This window comes from Actinomadura decatromicini, from assembly GCF_008121305.1.
Classification (GTDB): Bacteria; Actinomycetota; Actinomycetes; order Streptosporangiales; family Streptosporangiaceae; genus Spirillospora; species Spirillospora syzygii.
On sequence record NZ_VSRQ01000012.1, the window covers coordinates 76,346 to 97,373 of the forward strand.

A 21,028-nucleotide genomic window follows, 5' to 3' on the forward strand; every position below is an offset into this window, starting at 1 on the left:
CGGCGGGGTCAGGCCAGGCTATCCGCAACACGGGACGGGGAACGCTGAACTCATGGACAGGACGCCGTCGCGGCGGCCCCGGGGAGCCGCGCGGCCGCTGCTGTGGCTGCTGTCGGGCGCGGCCGACCTCGTCGTGCGGCTCTCGGGCGCCGACCCGGACGCGCTCCGCGAGGAGCTGACCGCCGAGCGGATGCGGGCCCTCGTCGCCCGGAACACCCAGCTCACCCCGGACGAGCGCGCCCTGATCGAGGAGGTGTTCGCGGCGGGGGAGCGGCCGCTGCGGGAGGTGCTCGTCCCGCGCACCGAGGTGGTGTTCCTGGACGCCGCGCAACCGCTGTCCGACGCCGCGCGGGCCGCCGCCGGGAGCCCGCACTCCCGGTTCCCGGTCTGCCGCGACTCGCACGACGAGGTGATCGGGTTCGTCCACATCCGCGACCTGCTCGCCCCCGACCCGCCCGCGGCGGACGCCCCGGTCGGCGAGCTGGTGCGGCCGGTGAAGTTCCTGCCGCCGTCCAAGCGGGTCCTGCCCGCGCTGTCGGAGATGCGCCGCGAGGGCTGCCACCTGGCGATCGTCATGGACGAGTACGGCGGCGTGGCCGGGATCGTCACCCTGGAGGACCTCGTGGAGGAGCTCATCGGCGACATCCGCGACGAATATGATGTCCAGGACGCGCAGGCGCGGCGCCTGCACGGCGGCGTGGTCGAGGTCGACGGCCTGCTCAACCTCGACGACTTCGCCGCCGAGACCGGCATCCGGCTGCCCGCCGGGCCCTACGAGACGGTCGCCGGGCACATCATGGCGGTGCTCCGCCGCGTGCCCGCCGAGGGCGACTCGGTGGACGCCGCCGGGCACCGCCTCGCGGTGGCCCGGATGGACGGCCGCCGGGTGGCCCGCGTGCGCGTCACCCCGCGGGCGACGCCGCCGCAGACCGTGACGGCGCCGCCCGGCACCCCGCCCGCGACCCCGCGGGCGGCCGTCGGCCCCGCCGCCACCGGCCAGGCCGCGACCGGTCCCGCCGGCACGGGCCCGGCCGCCTCCGGCTCCGCCACCGGTCCCGCGACCGGCGGCGCGGGCGGGCGGGCGGCGGGCCGGGCGCCTGGTGGGGCCACCCGCGGCGGCGCCTCGGGCGGCGCCTGAGAGAATCGGTCCGTGCACATGTCCGAAGCGTCCAGCCCCGCCGCTCCCGGCGCGTCCCGGCCCGGCGGCGCGCTCACCCCGCGCGTGCTGTCCGGCATCCAGCCCACCGCCGACTCGTTCCACCTCGGCAACTACCTGGGCGCGTTGCGGCAGTGGGTCGCCATGCAGGACACGCACGACGCCTTCTACTGCGTGGTCGACCTGCACGCGATCACGATCGAGCACGACCCCGCCGTGCTGCGCCGCCGGACGCTGGTCGCCGCCGCCCAGCTCTTCGCGATGGGCCTCGACCCCGACCGCGCCACGGTGTTCGTGCAGAGCCACGTCCCGGAGCACACGGAGCTGGCCTGGGTGCTCGGCTGCCTCACCGGGTTCGGCGAGGCCGGGCGGATGACCCAGTTCAAGGACAAGTCGTCCAAGCAGGGCACGAGCGGGACGAGCGTCGGCCTGTTCACCTACCCGATCCTCCAGGCCGCCGACATCCTGCTGTACTCGCCCGAGCCGGGCGAGGGCGAGCGGGCGCTGCGCGTCCCCGTCGGCGAGGACCAGCGCCAGCACCTGGAGCTGACCCGGACGCTCGCGCAGCGCTTCAACCACCGGTTCGGCGACACGTTCGTGCTGCCCGAGGCGCACATCCCGCCCGGCGCCGCGAAGATCACCGACCTCCAGGAGCCGGACGCCAAGATGAGCAAGTCGGCGTCCTCCCCGCAGGGGATCATCGACGTCCTGGAGGAGCCCGGCCCGATGCGCAAGAAGATCATGCGCGCGGTCACCGACACCGGCTCCGAGGTCGTCTACGACGAGGAGAAGAAGGCCGGGGTCACCAACCTGCTGCGGATCTTCTCCGCGCTGGACGGCGCCTCCGTCCCCGACCTGGAGAAGCGCTACGCGGGCTCCGGCTACGGGCAGTTCAAGAAGGACCTCGCGCAGGTCGTCCTCGACACCTTCGCGCCGATCAGGGAGCGCACGCTCACGCTGCTGGACGACGAGCGGCACCTCGACGAGCTGCTGCGGCGGGGCGCGGACCGCGCGTCCGAGGTCGCCGCGCGGACGATGGAGACCGTGCGCGAACGGGTGGGATTCGTGGGACGTGGCCGCTGACCGTCCGGCGCGCGACGATGCGGGGGGGCGACCCCCCGCACCCACCGGGACGCCCCCCGCACCCACCGGGACGCCCCGCGACGCGGCAGCGGAGGGCCCGAACGAGGCGCCCTCCGCGGCCGCCGCGCCCCCCGTGCCCGGCGAGGGCGTCCGCGCGATCGGCGTCGCCATTCCGATCCCCGACCCGCACGGCGCGTTCCTCCAGGCCAGGCGGGCCTCGTTCGGCGATCCGATGGCGCACGCCATCCCGACGCACATCACGCTGCTGCCGCCGACCGAGGTCGGCGACGCCGAGCTCGCCGCCATCGAGGAGCACCTGAGGGAGATCGCGCGCACCGAGCGTCCGTTCCAGATCAAGCTCCGCGGCAGCGGAACGTTCCGACCCGTGTCACCGGTCGTGTTCGTCGCGCTCGCCGAAGGAATCGGCGGCTGCGAGCGCGTCCAGGCGAGGGTTCTGTCGGGGCCGCTGGCGCGCCCGCTGCCGTTCCCGTACCACCCGCACGTGACGATCGCCCACCACCTCCCGGACGACGTCATGGACCGCGCGTTCAAGGACCTGGCGTCCTACAGCGCCGACTTCGACGTGTGGGGCTTCGCCCTGTACGAGCACGGGCTGGACGGCGTGTGGCGTCCCCAGCGCGACTTCGTCTTCGGCGGCTGATCCCGCCGGGACCCGTCCGCGCTGGTCACCCACGGTCGTTTACCACTCGATTACGGTCTGCCGCATCGAGTTACCGCATCGGGGTACGTTGCCGACATGCGCCAGGCGATCAGCGGGGTCCAGCGGAAGGCCGACGCTCTGTTCGGCGGCGCGAAGGACGCGCTGCGGGCGGCCCGCGCGCGGTGGCGCTGGGTCGATCACCAGGGCAGGGCGCTGCAACGCTACCGGGAGCGCCGCGGCGACCGGCTCGCCGCCGCCCTGACCTGCTACGGCTTCCTGTCGTTCTTCCCGCTGCTGGCGCTCGCGTACGCGCTGCTCGGCTACCTCGTCGGGATCAGCAACGAGGCGCGCGACTACTTCGTCCGGGCGGTGAACTCGCTGCTCCCCGGCCTCTCCGAGGACCTCCAGGTCGAGCAGATCGCGCAGTCCAAGACGACGGTCGGGATCATCGGGCTCGCCGCGCTGCTCGTCACCGGGCAGGGCTGGGTGCAGGTGCTCCGCGAGGCGCTGCGCGACATGTGGGGGTACGAGCCGGGCGGCGGCGGGAACTTCGCCGTCAAGCGGGTGTGGGACCTGGCCGTCCTCGCCTTCCTCGGCGTCGTGCTGATCTGCGGGATGGCCGTCTCGACGGTCACGACGTCGGCGACGCACACCGTCCTCGGCTGGGTCGGGCTGGAGGACGTCCCCGGCGCGGGCACCGCGCTGCGGCTGCTGTCGCTCGCCTGCGCGACCGCGTTCAACACCGTGATCTTCCTGGTGCTGTTCACCCGGCTGTCCGGGACGCGGGCGCCGTGGCGGCGGATCATCCGCGGCGCGCTGTTCGGCGCGGTCGGCTTCGAGGTCCTCAAGCAGATCGCCTCGCTGCTCCTCGCCCGGACGACCGGAAACCCCGTCTACGGCGCGTTCGCCGTCCTCGTCGGGCTGATGGTGTGGATCAACCTGGTGTCCCGGTTCGTGCTGTTCGTCGCCGCGTGGACGGCGACCCGCCGCGTCGTCCTCACCGCCGACGCCGAGGCCGCGCCCGGAGCGGACGTCAACGCGCTGGCGGAGGCGGAGGAACCGTCCCCACCGAAACCCGCTGAGCAGAAGCCGGCCGAGCCGAAGCCAGCTGAGTCGAAATCAGCGGGGCCGAAACCGGCGGCCGGGACGAAATCGATCGAGGCGAAACCGGCGACCGAGGCGGAGCCGGGCGGGCCGAAACCGGCGACCGGGGCGGGACCGGCCGGGGTGAAGCCGACGGGGACGGGGCGGCGGCCGACGCCCGGTCAGGACCAGAAGGCGTCGTCGGCGTACTGATCCTCGGCCAGCGTCCGGATCTCGGTGATCCGGCCGTCCGCGATGCGGAACAGGTCGACGGCGCGGCCGTCGAGGACGCGCCCCGGCCGCTCCGCGTAGGTCTGGACGAGCGCCGCCCCGTACTCCTCGTTCGCCATCACCGCGTACGGCTCGGCGCGGAACGTCCCGCCGGACAGCTCGAACAGGCGGACGTAGAAGCCGAGCACCTCGGCGGGCGTCCGGTACTCCCCGGCGAGCGGCCCGTTCCCCGGGACGCGGTGCACGACGTCGTCGGCGAGCAGCCCGCGGATGAGGCCCATGTCGCCCTTGGCGAAGGCGGTGTAGCCGTCCTTCAGCAGCGCGACGTTCGGATGTTCGAGCGCGGGCGCGCCGGATGTGGAGACGTACATGTCGGACATGCCGGGCTTCCCTCCGCGCTTCCCCTCGCGCCTTCCGCCACCGCGAGCGTAAGCCCGCCCGGACGCGCGGACCAGCGCCCGACGACGCCCAGAGCGAACCTTTACCGCAGGTCGAGCGACCGATACGGGCGCAGCGACCGGCCTCAGCGACCGGCCTCAGCGACCGGCCTCAGCGACCGGCCTCAGCGACCGGCCTCAGCGACCACGATCAGTGACCGGGGTCGTCGGGGGTCGCGGCCGAGCGGTACCGCAGGCCCTCAAGCCGCCTGCGCCGCCGCAGCACCACGAACAGGACGAGGATCGCGAGCAGCGCGCCCACCGTCCCGCCGCCGACGAGCAGCCACGCCCGGTGCGTGCTGTCGGACGCGAGCGGCTCGTCCGGCAGCATGCCGTCGGCGCGGTCCTTCTCCGAGCTCTTCGGCGTGCCGGGCGCGACGAGGACGCCCACCGGCTGCACCTTGCCGCGCGCCGCGAAGCCCCAGTCGAGCAGCTTGGCCGCGTACGGGGACGGCGGCCGGTCCGCCTTCATCAGCGCGATCACGACCGTGTGCCCGCCGCGCCGCGCCTCGGCGACGAACGTCTGCTGCGCGGCGACCGTGTAGCCGTTCTTGCCGCCGATCATCCCGGCGTACGCCTCGCGCTCGCCCGGCAGCATGTGGTTGTGGGTGTGGATCGGGTACCCGCCGACCTTCTTGCCCTTCTTGAGCTCCTTCTTGCTCGGCGGAGCCGGGAACTTGAAGTCGATCGCCCGCATGTAGGAGAGGTAGGCCGGGTTCCGCATCCCCTCGCGCAGGACGAGCGCCAGGTCGTACGCCGACGTGTGCTGGGTGCGGACGTTCAGCCCGAGGTCGGTGTCGAGCCCGTTCGGCGACCCGGCCAGGGTGTCGTGCGCATTGATCCGCTTGGCCTCGGCGTTCATGTCGGCGAGCGTCTTGCGCATGCCGCCGTTCGCCTCCGCGAGCGTCATCGCGGCGTCGTTGGCCGACATCATCAGCATCGCGTGGAACAGGTCGGAGACCTTGTACTGCATCTTCGGGGTCAGCCCGACCTTGGTGCCCTCCACGTCGCAGGCGTGCTGCGACGGCCGGACGAGGCGCGCGGCGTCCAGCCTCGGGATGAGCGCCAGCGCGGTCAGCGTCTTGATCGTGCTGGCCGGGAGGTACTGGCCGTGCGCGTCCTTGGCGGCGAGGACGTCGCCGGTGTCGGCGTCCGCGACGACATAGGAGCCCGCGTTGATCTTCGGCAGGGCGGGCACGCCGGGCGCGCGGTTGACGACGACGCCGCGGCCGGCGAGCTGCGGGCCGCCGAGCGGGCCCGCCGGGTCGGCCGCGGGCGCCGCGGTGGCGGGCGCCGCCACGAGGACGGGCCCCGCGGACAGCGCGACCGCGGTCAGCGGCACGGTGATCATCGTCACGGCGCGGCGGACGCTCGTCCGCTCCCGTCGCTCTGCTCGCAAGCTTCCGACGCTCCTCGATCCCGTGGAAGCCCGTTCGCTCCCCACGCGCATGCGCGTACCGCCCATGACTCCCCCCGAAGACTAGGCGACGTATCCGGCGAAGGGGTACCCGAACGTGAACACGGCAAGCGCGGGACGTACGCGACGCCGGGCGCACTCCGGTGATGCACGGTATGTAACGGACGCCCCCTATCCGTTACGCTTAGTCGCCGCAGGTATTTTGGGACGCACTGACTAGTTCGATCGGATGGTGCCCCAGACAAGATCAATGACCGAAAAGTATGGCACGGGATGCCCGCCGACCCTCCGCATGAGTCAATTGATCCGCAAAGGGCATGAGACCCGGCAGGGCGGGGAGCACGGACGCCATCATGGAACGAACACGTGACCTGGACCGGCGTTTGTCCAGGCTTAGGGACCCGCTGGCTGAATTGCGCCACGTGCCACGCAACGACCTGCAAGGATTGTGGACGGAGGTTGGCCGTGGCCATTGACTTCAACGCATCGGACGGGGCGACGCTGGGCGTCGAGTGGGAGATCCAGCTCGTCGATGCGGAGACCAGGCACCTGCGGCAGGACGCACGCGAGGTGCTCGCCGCCCTGCCGTCGCTCAGCGAGAACGGCGACAACCCGCCCGTCCGGCACGAGCTGATGGAGTCCACGGTCGAGGTCGTGACCGGGATCCGGCACACCGTCGCCGAGGCCAAGGCCGACCTCGCCGGCACCCTCACCGCCCTCCGAGGCGCCGCCGCCGACCGCGGCATCGCGCTGGCCTGCACCGGCACCCACCCGATCAGCGACTGGCGGGACGCGGTCATGGCGCCCACCCGGCGCTACGCCGAGCTGATCGAGGAGATGCAGTGGCTCGCCCGCCGCATCCAGACGTTCGGCGTCCACGTGCACGTCGGCGTCTCCGACGGCGCCAGGGCGATCCCGATCGTGAACGCCCTGTCGGCCTACCTGCCGCACTTCCTCGCGCTCACCGCGTCCAGCCCGTTCTGGAAGGGCAGCGACACGGGTCTCGCGTCCAGCCGGGCGATCGTGTTCGGCCAGCTCCCGACCGCCGGCCCGCCCCACCTGCTGGACGACTGGGCCGCGTTCGAGGATTACATGGACACGCTCCTGCGTTCGGGAACCATAAGGAGCATCAAAGAGGTGTGGTGGGACATCCGCCCGCATCCCGACTTCGGCACGGTCGAGATCAGGATGTTCGACGGGATCCCCACCATGCGCGAGGTCGGCATGGCGGTGGCACTGTGCCAGAGCCTGGTCACGCTGTTCGAGCAGCAGCTCGACCGCGGGTACACGCTGCCCCGGCCGGCCGCGTGGGTCGTCCGCGACAACAAGTGGCGCGCCACCAGGTACGGGCTCGACGCCATCGTGATCACCGACGACTCCGGGAGCACCGCCCCGCTGCGGGACGACCTCTACGAGCTGATCAGGGAACTGGAGCCCGTCGCCGACCGGCTCGGCTGCGCCGAGGAGCTCAAGGTCGCGGGGGAGGTACTGGAACACGGGGCGCCGTACGAGCGGCAGCGCGCGATCCGCGCCGAGGGCGGCACGCTGGAGAACATCGTCGACGCCGCGATCACGGAGCTCGCGGAGGACAGGTTCGTCACACTGGGGGAGGTCGCACATGCCGGAGCGTGAGGACCCGGCCGGACGGGGGCCCGACCCAGGTGACGCGGGCCGCGAGCCCGGACGCGATGCACGACGCCAGGCAGGACGTGAGACAGGGCTCGACACCGGCCGCGGGGCGGGCCGGGACGCGGGCGCCGAAGCGGACACCGACACGGCGAGCACCGGCACGGCGGGCACCGACACCGCGAACACCGACACCACCGGGCGGAGACCCTTCGGCTCCGCCGTCGCACAGGGGGCGCACATGACACCACACCCGGCACCCGGGGTGATGCCCGGCCTTGAACCGCCCGCCGCCTCGGGGCCGACCGGCCCGGCGGCCCGCGGCACCGAGGCCCACGGCACCGGATCGCACGGCACGGGGACGCGCGGCACGGCGGCGGGGGAAGCCGCCGAGACGCTCGCCGCGCAGGACCCGGCCGACGAGACCGTGACCGGCGGCGTCGTGCCGAGCCCGGCCGTCCCGGGCGCGGCGTCCGCGGGCTCGGCGGTGCTCGGCGGCGCGGTGCTCCAGCCGCAGCTCGACGCGTTCCTCGCCGCGCACGAGGACGAGCTGATCGCGTTCCGCCGCGACCTGCACATGCACCCCGAGCTCGGCTACGCCGAGCACCGCACCACCCGCAAGCTCGCCGAGCGGCTGCGCGCGGCGGGCCTCCAGCCGGTGATCCTCCCCAAGGGCACCGGCCTGTTCTGCGACATCGGCCCGGCCGACGGCACCACGGTCGCGCTCCGCGCCGACATCGACGCCCTCCCCCTCCAGGACGAGAAGGAGAAGGCCCCCTACCGCTCGACGGTCCCCGGCGTCGCGCACGCGTGCGGCCACGACGTCCACACCGCGATGGTGCTGGGCGCGGGCCTGTTCCTCGCGCAGCAGGCCGAGGCAGGGCTGCTGCCCGGCCGCGTCCGGCTGCTGTTCCAGCCCGCCGAGGAGACCCCGGGCGGCGCGCTCGACGTGATGGCGGCGGGCGGCATCGTCGGCGTCGACCGCGCGTTCGCGCTGCACTGCGACCCGCGCATCGAGGTCGGCCAGCTCGGCCTGCGCACCGGCCCGATCACCGCGGCCTGCGACAAGGTGTACGTCAAGGTCACCGGGCCCGGCGGGCACACCGCCCGGCCGCACCTGACCGCCGACCTCGTGTACGCGCTCGCCAAGATCGTCACGGAGCTGCCGTCCGCGCTGTCCCGGCGGGTCGACCCGCGCTCCAGCCTGTCGCTCGTGTGGGGACGGGTGTCCGCCGGGTCGGTCGCGAACGCGATCCCCGACGACGGCATCGCCGAAGGAACGGTCCGCTGCCTCGACGACGACGCCTGGCACCGCGCGCCCGAGATGATGAAGGCGCTGCTCCAGTCGGTCGCCGCCGCCTACGACGTGGAGGCGTCGCTGGAGTACGTCCGGGGCGTCCCGCCGACCGTGAACGAGGCGGCCAGCGTGCAGATGTTCCGCGACGCGGCCGCGCAGGTCATCGACGAGGAGGGCGTCGTCCCGACCCCGCAGAGCCTCGGCGGTGAGGACTTCGGCTGGTACCTGGAGTCGATCCCCGGCGCGCTCGCCCGGCTCGGCGTCCGCACCCCCGGCTCGCCCGGCGAGTACGACCTGCACCGCGGCGACTTCGACGTCGACGAGCGCTGCCTCGCGGTCGGCGTGCGGGTGCTGAGCGCGACCGCGCTGACCGCGCTGTGGGAGGGCGGCCGTCCCGGCGACGCCGAACCCATCGAAGGCGCCGCCCTTGCCTAGCCGCGGGCGTCATCACGACCTGGTGTAACGAACCCGGGGTGACGGGCAGGGTGGCGTTCCGGCGCAGCGAACACTCACCCTGCGGACACGCTCACTCCGGGTAATCTCCGTCCCCGCGACTCCTCGCTGGCCGGGAGCGGCCGTCCATGCCCTGACCTGGGGCGCTGACCTGTGGCGATATGCGTACGCCTTGGTAACGGACCTGTTGCGAAACGGTGCACGCGGGAAGTTTGCCCGCATTCGCGAGGTAGCGTCCGATCGATTTCGGTGGCCGGACCGGTCGCCGGACCGTGGGTGGGGAACGGAAGGAGCGCTACCTTGCGCCGTGGACTGAAGATTTCGCTCGTCACTCTCACGGGTGCGGCGCTGACGCTCACCGCTTCCGCGTGCGGCGGCAAGAAGGCGGACAGCGGCGGCGACGCCGACAAGGGCGGCAAGAAGACCCTCAAGATCGGGCTGGCCTTCGACATCGGCGGGCGCGGCGACCAGTCGTTCAACGACTCCGCCGCCGCGGGCCTCGACAAGGCCAAGAAGGACCTGAGCGTCCAGACCGAGGAGATCTCCGCCAAGCCGGACGAGCCGGACGCCGACAAGGAGTCCCGCCTGCGGCTGCTGGCGAACAAGGGCTACAACCCGGTCATCGGCGTCGGCTTCGCCTACACCGCGTCGATCATCAAGGTCGCCAAGGACTTCCCGAACACCAAGTTCCTCGTCGTGGACGCCGACCAGTGCAAGGTCGAGGGCGCGAACGTGAGCGGCGCGTGCTTCGCCGAGGAGCAGGGCTCGTACCTGGTCGGCGCGGCGGCGGCGCTGAAGTCGAAGACCGGGACGATCGGCTTCATCGGCGGCGTCAACGTCCCGCTGATCCAGAAGTTCTACGCCGGGTACCAGGCCGGGGCGAAGAAGGCGAAGCCCGGCATCAAGGTCCTGCCGCCGAAGTACCTGACGCAGCCGCCGAACTTCAACGGCTTCAAGGACACCGGGCTCGGCAACGAGGCCGCGAAGGGCCAGCTCGACGCGAACGCGGACGTCATCTACCACGCCGCGGGCGGCGCCGGCATCGGTGTGATCAACACGGTGGGCGCGGCCGGGAAGTGGGCCATCGGCGTCGACTCCGACCAGTACAACCAGCCCGCGGTCGCCGGCGCGAAGCAGCACATCCTCACCTCGATGCTCAAGCACGTCGACCTCGCCGTGTACGACTTCGTGGAGGGCGTCGCGAAGGGCACCTTCCAGGCCGGCACCAAGCAGTACGACCTGAAGAACGACGGGGTCGGTTTCTCCACGACCGGCGGCAACGTCGACGACATCAAGGCCAGGCTCGACGAGCTGAAGGCCGACGTCGTCAGCGGCAAGATCACGGTTCCGACGAAGGCCTGACCTTCCCGTCCGCCCGGGCGGCGCGGCCGGGCGCCATCCGCCGATGGCGCCCGGCACGGCGCGGCGGGCGGGCGGCGGCGCGTCCAGGATCCGAGGCGGGAGGAGGGGCCCTCGTGCCCGAGCAGGTGCCGGCCGTGCGGCTGACATCGATCACCAAGCGGTTCCCCGGTGTGGTGGCGAACCGCGACATCAACCTCGCGATCGAGCGCGGCGAGGTGCACGCGCTGTGCGGTGAGAACGGCGCGGGCAAGTCGACCCTGATGAAGATCCTCTACGGCATGCAGAAGCCGGACGAGGGGACGATCGAGGTCGACGGCGAGCAGGTCTCCTTCCGCACCCCGGCGGACGCGATCGCCCGCGGCATCGGCATGGTCCACCAGCACTTCAAGCTGGCGGACAACCTGACCGTCCTGGAGAACGTGGTGCTCGGCGCCGAGCCGCGCGGCGCCGGGTGGCGGCGCGGCCGGATCGACTTCGCCGCCGCCCGCGCGAAGATCACCGAGATGTCGCGCGCCTACGGGCTGCACGTCGACCCGGACGTGCTGGTCGAGACGCTCGGCGTCGGCGAGCGGCAGCGCGTGGAGATCCTCAAGGTGCTGTACCGGGGCGCGCGCGTCCTGATCCTGGACGAGCCGACGGCCGTACTCGTCCCGCAGGAGGTCGACGAGCTGTTCGGCAACCTGCGGGAGCTGCGGGCCGAGGGCCTGACCGTGCTGTTCATCTCGCACAAGCTGGACGAGGTGCTGACCGTCGCCGACACCATCTCGGTGATCCGGCGCGGGACCACGGTCGCGACCCGGCTCGACCCGGGGGAGGTCACGTCCCGGCGGCTGGCCGAGCTGATGGTCGGATCGGAGCTGCCCACCCCGGAGCTCCGCGAATCGACCGTGACCGAGGAGGTCCAGCTCGACGTCGCCGGGCTGACCGTCCTCACCCCGGAGGGGCGCCCCGTCGTGGACGACGTGTCCCTGCGCATCCGGCGCGGCGAGATCGTCGGGCTGGCGGGCGTCGAGGGCAACGGGCAGACCGAGCTGATCGAGACGATCATGGGCGTCCGGCATGCCGACTCGGGAACGATCCGCTACGGCGGGGAGGACGTCACCCACTGGTCGACGCGGCGGCGCCGCGAGGCGGGCATCGCCTACATCCCGGAGGACCGGCACCGGCACGGGCTCGTCCTGGAGGCGACGCTGTGGGAGAACCGCATGCTCGGCCACCAGACGCAGCGGCCGAACGTGCGCGGCCCGTGGACGGACCGGCGCGGCGCCCGCCGCGACACGACCCGGATCGTCCGCGACTACGACGTCCGGACGCCGGGCATCGAGGTGCCCGCCGCCGCGCTGTCCGGCGGCAACCAGCAGAAGCTGATCGTGGGCCGGGAGATGTCCGGCGACCCGCACCTGCTGATCGCCGCGCATCCGACGCGCGGCATCGACGTCGGCGCCCAGGCCGCGATCTGGGACCACCTGCGGCGGGCCCGCGCGGCGGGGCTGGCCGTGCTGCTGATCAGCGCCGACCTTGAGGAACTCATCGGTATGTCCGACACCCTGCACGTGATCCTGCGGGGACGGCTGGTCGCCGAGGTCGACCCCCGCACCGTCACCCCCGAGGACCTCGGCTCCGCCATGACCGGCGCGGAGGCCGCCACATGAGCGACCCGAAGGACCCGGACCTCGCCGAGAAGAAGGCGCCGGACGTGCCGGAGCCGGTGCCCGCGTGGAAGGCGATCCTGCGGGGTCTCGGCCCGCGCGGACTCGGGCTGCGGATCGGCGCGCCGGTGCTGGCGCTGCTGATCTCGCTCGGCATCACGATGATCCTGCTGCGGGTCACCGGCGCCGACCCGGTCAGCTCCATCCAGAGCATGATCGACTACGGCACCACCAGCAACTCGATCGTCGACATTGTCAACCGCGCGACCCGCTACTACCTGTCCGCGGTCGCGGTGGCGATCGGGTTCCGGATGGCGCTGCTGAACATCGGCGTGGACGGCCAGTACCGGCTCGCCGCGTTCCTCGCCGCCGCGCTCGGCGGCGCGCTCACCCTCCCCGCGCCGCTCGGCCAGCTGCTGGTGATCGCCGCGGCGATGGTGGTCGGCGGGCTGTGGGCGGCGATCGCGGGCGTGCTGAAGGTGACGCGCGGGGTCAGCGAGGTGCTGTCCACGATCATGCTGAACGCGATCGCGACCGGGCTGATCGCGTACCTGCTGAACGACCAGCGGCTCGCCGAGCTGCGGCCGGGCAGCAACAACGTCGCGACCCCGAAGATCCCGGCGGACGGGCGGGTCGGCTCGCTGAACGGCTTCCTCTCCTCGATCGGGATCGACCTGCCGGGCGACGTGTACGGGCTGCTGCCGCTCGCGATCGTCGTCGGGATCGTGTTCTGGGTCGTGATCAACTACACCCGGTTCGGGTTCGACCTGAAGGTGTCGGGGCTGTCGCAGTCCGCCGCGCAGGCGAGCGGCGTCAACGCCCGGCGGATGATCGTCTACACGATGATCGCGTCCGGCGTGGTGGCCGGGCTGATCGGGATGCCGGAGCTGCTCGGCGCGTCCTACGAGTACTCGCTGAACTTCCCGGCCGGGCTCGGCTTCACCGGGATCACGGTCGCGCTGCTCGGCCGCAACCATCCGGCGGGCATCGCGCTCGCCGCGCTGCTGTTCGCGTTCCTCGACCAGACCTCCGACGTGCTGCAGGAGGTCGACGTGCCGAAGGAGATCGTCGGGGTGATGCAGGGCGTGGTCGTGCTGACCGTCGTCATCGTGTACGAGCTGGTCAGACGCTGGGAGATCCGCCTCCAGCAACGGACGGTCGCCGCCGAGCTCGCCACCGGCCATGACCTCGCTCGCGCCGGGGAGACATCATGAGTGCGGCTGCTGAGACGGTCTCGCTGGCGAAGGCCGCCGCCAAGGGGCGGCGGTTGCGGTGGCCGCACTACCTGCTGATCGCGTCCGGGCTGCTGGTGCTGCTGTCGCTGGTCCGGGTGATCGACGACGCGGACCCGGTGACCTCCAGCGGGACGGTCAGCGCGTCCCTCCGGCTCGCCGTCCCGATCTTCCTGGCCGGGCTCGGCGGGCTCTGGTCCGAGCGCTCCGGCGTGATCAACATCGGCCTCGAAGGCATGATGATCCTCGGCACCTGGACGGGCGCCTGGGCGGGCTACCAGTGGGGCCCGTGGATCGGCGTCCTCGCGGGGATCATCGGCGGCGCGCTCGGCGGGCTCCTGCACGCGATCGCGACCGTGTCGTTCGGCGTCGACCACATCGTGTCCGGCGTCGCGATCAACATCCTCGGGCTCGGGCTGACGCAGTTCCTCGCCGGGCTGATCTTCGACAAGGGCGAGGCGAAGGCGCTCGGCGGCGGGCCCCGGCAGTCCCCGCCGGTCGATCCGATCAACACGCTGACGCTGCCGGTGCTGTCCGGCGGGAAGATCGGCGGCTGGGACAGCCCGGACTGGCTCGGCTCGCTGGAGCGGCACCACTGGTTCCTGGTGTCCGACCTCGCGGGCATCGTGCGCGGGCTGACCAGCGACATGTCGCTGCTGACGCTGGTGGCGCTGCTGCTCATCCCGCTGAGCTTCGCCGTCCTGTGGAAGACGCCGTTCGGGCTGCGCATCCGGTCCTGCGGCGAGGACCCGTACGCCGCCGAGTCGCTCGGCGTGCACGTGTACCGGATGAAGTACGCGGCCGTCATCATCTCGGGCGGGTTCTCCGGCCTCGCGGGCGCGTTCCTCGTCACCGTCGCCGCCCCGCTCTACCAGGACGGCCAGACCAACGGCCGCGGCTTCATCGGCCTCGCCGCCATGATCTTCGGGAACTGGCGGCCGGGCGGGCTCGCGGCCGGGTCGCTGCTGTTCGGCTACACCGACGCGATGAACGTGCGCGGCGGCGGGCAGTCCGTCCACGCGCTGCTGCTGTTCGTGGCGGTGCTGCTGATCGGCGTCGCGATCTGGCAGGGGTTCCGGGCGACCCGGCTGCGGCCGGAGGTGGTCACCGACCTCGGCCGCCGGGAGCTGCGGGGCGCCTACGCCGGCGCCGCGCTGTCGCTCGTCGCGGCCGCCGCGCTGCTGGTCTGGTTCATGATGAGCGAGATCGTCCCGGGTGAACTGGTGTCGTTCACGCCGCACCTGACGACCCTTCTCGTCCTGGCACTGGCGAGCCAGCGGCTCCGAATGCCCGCCGCGAACGGGCTCCGTTACAGGCGCGGTGAGGCACGATAACGCTTATGGAGATCGACTGGTCCGCCCTGCGCGACGCCGCGCGGGACGCGATGAAGCGCGCCTACTGCCCGTACTCCGGGTTCCCGGTCGGCGCCGCCGGGCTGGCGGCCGACGGACGCATCGTCACCGGCTGCAACGTCGAGAACGCCGCGTACGGGGTGGCCCTGTGCGCGGAGTGCGGGCTCGTGTCCGCCCTGCACGGCCCCGGACGCCCGGAGGAGAACCCGCGCCTGCTCGCGGTCGTGGTCGTCGACGGGCACGGGACGACGCTGATGCCGTGCGGGCGCTGCCGCCAGCTCCTCTGGGAGCACGGCGGCGCGTCGATGCTGCTGGAGACGACCAAGGGGATCCTGCCCATGTCGGACGTCCTGCCGGACGCGTTCGGCCCCGACGACCTGATCGAGAGGGCGTGATCGGTGGACGCGATCGACGTCATCCGCGCCAAGCGCGACGGCGGGGCGCTCAGCCCCGAGCAGATCGACTGGGCGGTCGACGCCTACACGCGCGGCGCGATCGCCGAGGAGCAGATGGCCGCGCTGGCGATGGCGATCCTGCTGAACGGCATGTCCCGCGCGGAGGTCGCCCGCTGGACGGACGCGATGATCCGCTCCGGCGAGCGGATGGACTGGTCGTCGCTCGACCGTCCGACCACCGACAAGCACTCCACCGGCGGCGTCGGCGACAAGATCACGCTGCCGCTGGCGCCGGTGGTGGCGGCGTGCGGGGCGGCCGTCCCGCAGCTGTCCGGGCGGGGCCTCGGCCACACCGGCGGGACGCTCGACAAGCTGGAGTCGATCCCCGGCTGGCGGGCGTCGCTGTCGAACGCGGAGATGCTGGACGTCCTGCGCGCGGCGGGCGCGGTGGTCTGCGCGGCGGGCGGCGGCCTCGCCCCCGCCGACCGCAAGCTCTACGCGCTGCGCGACGTGACCGGGACGGTGGAGTCGATCCCGCTGATCGCGTCCTCGATCATGTCGAAGAAGATCGCGGAGGGGACGGGCGCGCTCGTCCTGGACGTCAAGGTCGGATCCGGCGCGTTCATGAAGACGGTCGAGAACGCGCGTGAGCTGGCCGAGACGATGGTCGCGATCGGCGCCGACCACGGCGTCCGCACGACCGCGCTGCTCACCGCGATGGACCGGCCGCTCGGCGCGGCGGTCGGCAACGCCGTCGAGGTCGCGGAGTCGGTGGAGGTGCTCGCGGGCGGCGGGCCGTCCGACGTCGTCGAGCTGACGCTGACGCTGGCCCGCGAGATGCTCGCCGCCGCCGGGCTCACCGCGAAGGACCCGGCGGACGCGCTCAAGGACGGCTCCGCCATGGACGTCTGGCGCCGCATGATCACCGCGCAGGGCGGCGATCCGGCCGCGCCGCTGCCGTCCGCGCGCGAGACGCACACGGTCACGGCGCCGTCGTCCGGCGTCCTGACCGGCCTGGACGCGTACGGCGTCGGCGTCGCCGCGTGGCGGCTCGGCGCGGGCCGCGCCCGCAAGGAGGACCCGGTGTCCGCGGCGGCGGGGATCATCTGCCACGCCAAGCCCGGCGACACGGTCACCGCGGGCGCGCCGCTCCTCACCCTGCACGCGGACGACGCGTCCCGCATCCCCCGCGCCCTAGAAGCCCTGGACGGCGCTTTCGAGATCGACGGCCCCTCGTCCCTTCATCCTCTGATCATCGACCGCGTCTCCTGACGGGCGGGGACGCGGAATCGCATAACGGAATAGGGCAGAAAGAAGGACGACCATGGCTCTCGCGCGTCCGAAGGACTGGGTGCCGAACCGCGCCCTCCAGGACTCCCGGCTCGCGTGGGAGGCGGCGCGGCCCGAACTGTCGCGCCGGGCCACGCCCTGGTGGACGGTTCCGCTGCGCATTCTCAGCGCGGGCGCCACGGCCAACGCCCTCAGCAGGAGCCGGACGCGGGGCGACACGGTCGGGGACGCCCGGAAGATCTCGAACGAAGCGGTCAGCGGACGGCTCGCGACGTTCGCCGTCCCCGTCGACGTCGTCACCGACCGGCTGAGCCCGGCGGAACTGAAGCTCCTCCGCGCCGAGGGCACGCTTCCCGACTGGTTCTTCGACGCCGTGGAAGAGGAGCGCCGGGCCCGGCGAAAGCGCCGGTCCTGACGGCTTCATCGGAGCGCGCGGACCCGCCTACGAAACGCCACCGCCGCAACCGGCAGGTTTGTTAACAATTACCGTTGACCGCCCGCGTTCGCCGCCGGAAGGCTGATCAGGTTTCTTTCAGTGATCAGGGGAGCGGACGTTGAGACACAAACTCCTGCCCGTCGCGGCACTGGCGGGCCTGACCGGCCTCGTGGCGGGCGCACTGCCCGCCAATGCCGATACGGCGCGTCCTCACATCGTCGTCAAGGACGGCAAGACGCAACCCGTCTTCTCTTTCAAGGACGCCGTCCGCGAAAAGGTGTTCGTCGAGACCAAGGTGGACAGCGACGGGGACGGGAAGCGCGACCGCGTGTCCATTTACGTCACTCGTCCCAAGGAGACGAACGGCGGACTGAAGGTCGCCTCCATCATCGAGGGCAGCCCGTACTACGGGGGCCTCCAGGACCCGCCCTACCACCCGGCCGACGTCACCGACTATCCGCGCCTCGCGAAATGGACGCCGCCGCCCGGCCCGCCCGGCCCGGTGAGCTACTCGTTCCCGTACTACGACAATTACTTCGTCTCCCGCGGTTACGCCTTCGTCGCCGCCGACACGCTCGGCACGGGCGACTCCGACGGCTGCCCCACCGCCGTCGGCCCGAACGAGGCGCAGGGGATGAAGTCCGTCATCGAATGGCTCGCCGGTAAGGGCACGGCCTACGACGAGAACGGCCAGAAGGTCAGCGCGGGCTGGTCGACCGGGAACGTTGCAATGGCGGGCAAGTCCTATGACGGGACGCTTCCGCTCGCCGCCGCCGCGACCCGCGTCCCCGCTCTCAAGACCGTCGTGTCCGTCTCCGGCGTCTCCAACTGGTATGACGAATACCGCGCCAACGGCGGAGTGGTCGCTCCCGACGGATGGGAGGGCGAGGACCTGGACCTGCACGCCAAGGCCGTTCTCAGCCGCAAGGACCCGGCCGTCTGCGCGCCCGTCATGCACGACCTCGAAAAGAAGATGGACCGGGTCACCGGCGACTACAACCGCACCTGGGACGCGCGGAACTTCGCCAAGAGCGCGCCGAAGTTCCGCGCCAGCGTGTTCCTGACGAGCGGCCTCGCCGACTGGAACGTCAAGCCGATCCAGATGTCCCAGCTCTGGGACGGCCTCAAGAAGGCCGGAGTCAATCGGAAACTGTGGATTCACCAGGGCGCCCACGACGACCCGCTGGACATTCGCCAGAGCGCCTGGCTCGAAACCCTGAACCTCTGGTTCGCGCACGAGCTGTACAACGTCCGCAACGACGTCATGCGGCAGCCGCGCGTCGACCTCGAGCGCACTCCCGGCAATTGGGAGACGCACAAGGAATGGCCTGACCCGTCCGCCCGTCCCGTCTCGCTCGGCCTGAACGCCAAGGGCCTCGGCGCGCCCGGGAAGGGCACGCAGCAGCTCGTGGACGACCCGTCCCGCAAGGCCGAGGACCTCGCCGCCAAGCCGGACGAGGCCGACCCGAACCGGCTGATCTACCTCACGCCCGCGCTGACCAAGGCGACGAAGCTGAGCGGCACCGCCCGCATCAAGCTCCGCGCCTCCGTCGACGGCCGCTCGCCGTACCTGTCGGCCGTGCTCGTCGACTACGGCACGGACGAGCGCGTCTCGGGGTTCGTGTCCACGTCCGACAGGTGGTGCTACGGCGACTCGATCCCCGGTAACGAGGGATGCCGCGCCGTCCGCAAGTACACGACGGCGGTCACACCGTTCAAGATTGTGACCCGTGGCTGGCTGGACGTCCGCAACCGCACGTCCATCTGGCACAGCATTCCGGTGAAGGCGGGCAAGGACTACACCTTCTCCTGGACGATGCAGCCGTACGACTACGTGTTCAAGCCCGGACACCGCATCGGCCTGATGGTCCTCGCCACCGACCACGCGTACACGCTGCGCTACCCGGCGGGCACCAAGGTCAAGGTGGACCTCCACAACAGCACCCTGACCCTGCCCCTCCACTAGCAGGAAGTCGGCCCCGCCGCGCGTCCACGCGGCGGGGCCGTTCGCCTTACGCCAACTCCCGGACGAGCACGGCGACGACACCGTCCACGTTCCGCACGGACCCGATCGTCCGCCCGTCCGCCCAGGTGAACCACCACTCGGCCCGGAGGAAGTCGCACCCGACCTCCACGAGCCGCTGCGGCGCGCCCACCCGGACGACACTGATCCAAGAGACCCCGCGCCGTTCCACGACGCCGCACGCGAGCCCTGGGTGCGCCTCGATGGCCGCGCGCAACTCGCCCAGGTGCGCCTGCCGGTCACTCCGCACCGGCAGCACGTTCTGCCACTCCATTGAGCTCACCTCTCCGTGTGGGACGACGCGGCCGGTGAACCGGGGGGAGGGCCACCGGCCGCGCCGCGTTCGATAGGCGGCATGGCGCCGCCGCGTTCACCCGTTCCTGACCCGCGCCTTCTCGGCCTGCCGGATCAGCGCCTTCCGGAGCAGGGGCGCGCTGGGAAGCATCAGCGTCGGCTCGACCCCGACCGTGGGGTCGTGGAGGCTGGCGACCCATTCACCGAGCCCGCCGTCCCGCCTGACGGCCCGCCAGATCCGCCACCCACCGAAGTCGGCCCGAAGCCGCCCCAGTTCCCGCTCGTCCCGCCGCGCCTGCGCATCCATCCCAAAACCTCTGGTCGCTCACCTGCTCGAATCCGTGTGACCACCCTCACACGCTCGACTACGCTCAGCTATGGGACCAACGCACCCCAGAACGCACCCCGAGGCGGCAGGAAGACCCCCCATGACGAGTGACGAGGGCAATTACACGCGCGATCCGCTTCTCCGAACCTTCGGCGCGGTCCTCCGCGGCTTCCGCGAGGACGCGGGCCTCTCACGCCGCCAGCTCTCGGACGCCCTCGGCTGTAGGCCCGGGTGGATCGAAAAGCTGGAAACCGCCCAGAAGCCGCCGTCAGAGGCCACGGCGGACGACCTCGACGTGTACTTCAAGACGCCGAAGCGGATGTTCTGGCAGATGTGGCGCGAGATCAAGCGAGAGGGCAAACACCTCGCCGCTCCACCCGGCTTCGAGCGATACACCGACTTCGAGGCACAGGCCGTCGCCATGCGCTCCTACGAAGCCCAGGTGATCCCGGGAATCCTCCAGACGCCTGCCTACGCTCGCGCGGTCCTGAGTTCCGGGCTGCCTCTCGACGCACTTGACGAGCGTGTCTCCGCCCGCATGGAGCGACAGGAACTCCTCACCCGAGACAACGCGCCCCGCATGTGGTTCGTCCTCGACGAGGCCGTCTTACGCCGCAGCGTCGGCGGCCCGCCCGTGATGGCAGAACAGTTGTCGCGCCTAGTCGATACGGCCGCTACAAATCCCCGAGTGGAGGTCCGAGTACTTCCGTTCTCGTCGGTGACTTATGCGGCGCTCGACGGTGCATTCAAGGTGTTGAGCCTGCCCGGCGGTGAGGACCTCGCCTACCACGAGGGTCCTGAAATAAGCCAGGTGATAGAGGACGGAACCACGATTGCCGAATACAGAGTACGCTTCGACTTGGTAATGGGAGAGTCCCTCCGCAACGAGGAGTCTCTCAGGATGATCAGGAAGATTCTGGAGGACTACACGTGAGCATCCCGGATCTACTGGACCTCCAGTGGCGTAAGAGCAGCCACAGCAGCGGCCAGGGCGGTGACTGCGTAGAGGTCGCGAGCCTCACATCTGCGGTCGCGGTGCGTGATTCCAAGGACCCGGACGGGCCCAGATTGGCATTCGACCTCGCGTCGTGGCGTGCGTTCACGCGCCGTGTGAACGCGAGCGAGTTCGACCTGAACGTGTAGGTAGTGGCGTCGGGTTCAGTGTTGATGACGGGTGTATGTATGGAGTCGTATCCCATCAGGGAGGCGCGGAAGCGCCTTGC

At 71.6% G+C, this 21,028-nt stretch carries 20 protein-coding genes; 16 read left to right on the forward strand and 4 right to left on the reverse strand.

Features of this window, described 5'->3' with window-relative positions; all coding sequences use genetic code 11:
• Nucleotides 1-52 precede the first annotated feature (52 nt).
• The 4 genes from FXF68_RS39090 to FXF68_RS39105 all read left to right on the forward strand — a co-directional run bounded on the left by FXF68_RS39090 (nucleotide 53) and on the right by FXF68_RS39105 (nucleotide 4,196).
• The gene (locus tag FXF68_RS39090; protein WP_246179190.1) at nucleotides 53-1,138 is read left to right on the forward strand and encodes a hemolysin family protein; all 1,086 of its coding nucleotides are present in this window, start codon (nucleotides 53-55) and stop codon (nucleotides 1,136-1,138) included.
• A gap of 18 nt (nucleotides 1,139-1,156) precedes the next feature.
• Nucleotides 1,157-2,239, forward strand: coding sequence for a tryptophan--tRNA ligase (gene trpS / locus FXF68_RS39095; protein WP_148767966.1), 1,083 nt, complete (start codon nucleotides 1,157-1,159; stop codon nucleotides 2,237-2,239).
• Nucleotides 2,240-2,372: 133 nt separating this feature from the next.
• Complete coding sequence (locus tag FXF68_RS39100; RefSeq protein WP_148767875.1) at nucleotides 2,373-2,900, forward strand: 2'-5' RNA ligase family protein; 528 nt, start codon at nucleotides 2,373-2,375, stop codon at nucleotides 2,898-2,900.
• 96 nt (nucleotides 2,901-2,996) lie between these two features.
• On the forward strand, nucleotides 2,997-4,196 hold the full coding sequence (locus FXF68_RS39105) for a YihY/virulence factor BrkB family protein (protein ID WP_222870304.1): 1,200 nt from the start codon (nucleotides 2,997-2,999) through the stop codon (nucleotides 4,194-4,196).
• On the opposite strand, the gene FXF68_RS39110 is transcribed toward FXF68_RS39105, so the two are convergent.
• Both FXF68_RS39110 and FXF68_RS39115 read right to left on the reverse strand, forming a co-directional pair.
• Complete coding sequence (locus FXF68_RS39110) at nucleotides 4,166-4,594, reverse strand: nuclear transport factor 2 family protein (RefSeq protein ID WP_148767876.1); 429 nt, start codon at nucleotides 4,592-4,594, stop codon at nucleotides 4,166-4,168. The genes FXF68_RS39105 and FXF68_RS39110 overlap by 31 nt on opposite strands.
• 208 nt (nucleotides 4,595-4,802) lie before the next feature.
• Nucleotides 4,803-6,050, reverse strand: coding sequence for a D-alanyl-D-alanine carboxypeptidase family protein (locus tag FXF68_RS39115; RefSeq protein WP_246179191.1), 1,248 nt, complete (start codon nucleotides 6,048-6,050; stop codon nucleotides 4,803-4,805).
• Nucleotides 6,051-6,533: 483 nt separating this feature from the next.
• Here FXF68_RS39115 and FXF68_RS39120 point away from each other — a divergent pair, with 483 nt between their 5' ends.
• The 10 genes from FXF68_RS39120 to FXF68_RS39165 all read left to right on the forward strand — a co-directional run bounded on the left by FXF68_RS39120 (nucleotide 6,534) and on the right by FXF68_RS39165 (nucleotide 19,126).
• On the forward strand, nucleotides 6,534-7,700 hold the full coding sequence (locus FXF68_RS39120) for a glutamate--cysteine ligase (RefSeq protein ID WP_148767877.1): 1,167 nt from the start codon (nucleotides 6,534-6,536) through the stop codon (nucleotides 7,698-7,700).
• A gap of 481 nt (nucleotides 7,701-8,181) precedes the next feature.
• Complete coding sequence (locus FXF68_RS39125; RefSeq protein ID WP_187438349.1) at nucleotides 8,182-9,426, forward strand: amidohydrolase; 1,245 nt, start codon at nucleotides 8,182-8,184, stop codon at nucleotides 9,424-9,426.
• A 318-nt stretch (nucleotides 9,427-9,744) separates the two neighbouring features.
• On the forward strand, nucleotides 9,745-10,806 hold the full coding sequence (locus FXF68_RS39130; protein WP_148767878.1) for a BMP family lipoprotein: 1,062 nt from the start codon (nucleotides 9,745-9,747) through the stop codon (nucleotides 10,804-10,806).
• Between the two features lie 113 nt (nucleotides 10,807-10,919).
• Entirely contained in the window at nucleotides 10,920-12,458 is a 1,539-nt protein-coding gene (locus FXF68_RS39135) for an ABC transporter ATP-binding protein (RefSeq protein ID WP_148767879.1), read from the forward strand.
• Nucleotides 12,455-13,669 carry an ABC transporter permease gene (locus FXF68_RS39140; protein WP_148767880.1) on the forward strand — a complete coding sequence of 405 codons (1,215 nt, stop codon included), beginning with the start codon at nucleotides 12,455-12,457 and terminating at the stop codon, nucleotides 13,667-13,669. The genes FXF68_RS39135 and FXF68_RS39140 overlap by 4 nt, the downstream gene beginning before the upstream one ends.
• Nucleotides 13,666-15,021 (forward strand): ABC transporter permease, encoded by a 1,356-nt coding sequence (locus FXF68_RS39145; RefSeq protein ID WP_148767881.1) that lies wholly within the window; start codon nucleotides 13,666-13,668, stop codon nucleotides 15,019-15,021. The genes FXF68_RS39140 and FXF68_RS39145 overlap by 4 nt, the downstream gene beginning before the upstream one ends.
• 5 nt (nucleotides 15,022-15,026) lie before the next feature.
• A complete protein-coding gene (locus tag FXF68_RS39150) occupies nucleotides 15,027-15,434 on the forward strand; it encodes a cytidine deaminase (protein WP_148767882.1) in 408 nt (135 codons plus the stop codon).
• Nucleotides 15,435-15,437: 3 nt separating this feature from the next.
• Nucleotides 15,438-16,706 (forward strand): thymidine phosphorylase, encoded by a 1,269-nt coding sequence (locus FXF68_RS39155; RefSeq protein ID WP_148767883.1) that lies wholly within the window; start codon nucleotides 15,438-15,440, stop codon nucleotides 16,704-16,706.
• Nucleotides 16,707-16,758: 52 nt separating this feature from the next.
• Complete coding sequence (locus tag FXF68_RS39160) at nucleotides 16,759-17,139, forward strand: hypothetical protein (protein WP_148767884.1); 381 nt, start codon at nucleotides 16,759-16,761, stop codon at nucleotides 17,137-17,139.
• Nucleotides 17,140-17,278: 139 nt separating this feature from the next.
• Nucleotides 17,279-19,126, forward strand: a complete 1,848-nt coding sequence (locus tag FXF68_RS39165) for a Xaa-Pro dipeptidyl-peptidase (RefSeq protein WP_148767885.1) — start codon at nucleotides 17,279-17,281, stop codon at nucleotides 19,124-19,126.
• Nucleotides 19,127-19,172: 46 nt separating this feature from the next.
• On the opposite strand, the gene FXF68_RS39170 is transcribed toward FXF68_RS39165, so the two are convergent.
• On the reverse strand, nucleotides 19,173-19,457 hold the full coding sequence (locus tag FXF68_RS39170; protein WP_148767886.1) for a hypothetical protein: 285 nt from the start codon (nucleotides 19,455-19,457) through the stop codon (nucleotides 19,173-19,175).
• A gap of 96 nt (nucleotides 19,458-19,553) precedes the next feature.
• Nucleotides 19,554-19,784, reverse strand: a complete 231-nt coding sequence (locus tag FXF68_RS39175; protein ID WP_148767887.1) for a hypothetical protein — start codon at nucleotides 19,782-19,784, stop codon at nucleotides 19,554-19,556.
• A gap of 121 nt (nucleotides 19,785-19,905) precedes the next feature.
• Here FXF68_RS39175 and FXF68_RS39180 point away from each other — a divergent pair, with 121 nt between their 5' ends.
• Both FXF68_RS39180 and FXF68_RS39185 read left to right on the forward strand, forming a co-directional pair.
• Nucleotides 19,906-20,739 (forward strand): helix-turn-helix domain-containing protein, encoded by an 834-nt coding sequence (locus tag FXF68_RS39180; protein ID WP_187438341.1) that lies wholly within the window; start codon nucleotides 19,906-19,908, stop codon nucleotides 20,737-20,739.
• Complete coding sequence (locus tag FXF68_RS39185) at nucleotides 20,736-20,948, forward strand: DUF397 domain-containing protein (RefSeq protein ID WP_148767889.1); 213 nt, start codon at nucleotides 20,736-20,738, stop codon at nucleotides 20,946-20,948. The genes FXF68_RS39180 and FXF68_RS39185 overlap by 4 nt, the downstream gene beginning before the upstream one ends.
• Nucleotides 20,949-21,028 lie beyond the last annotated feature (80 nt).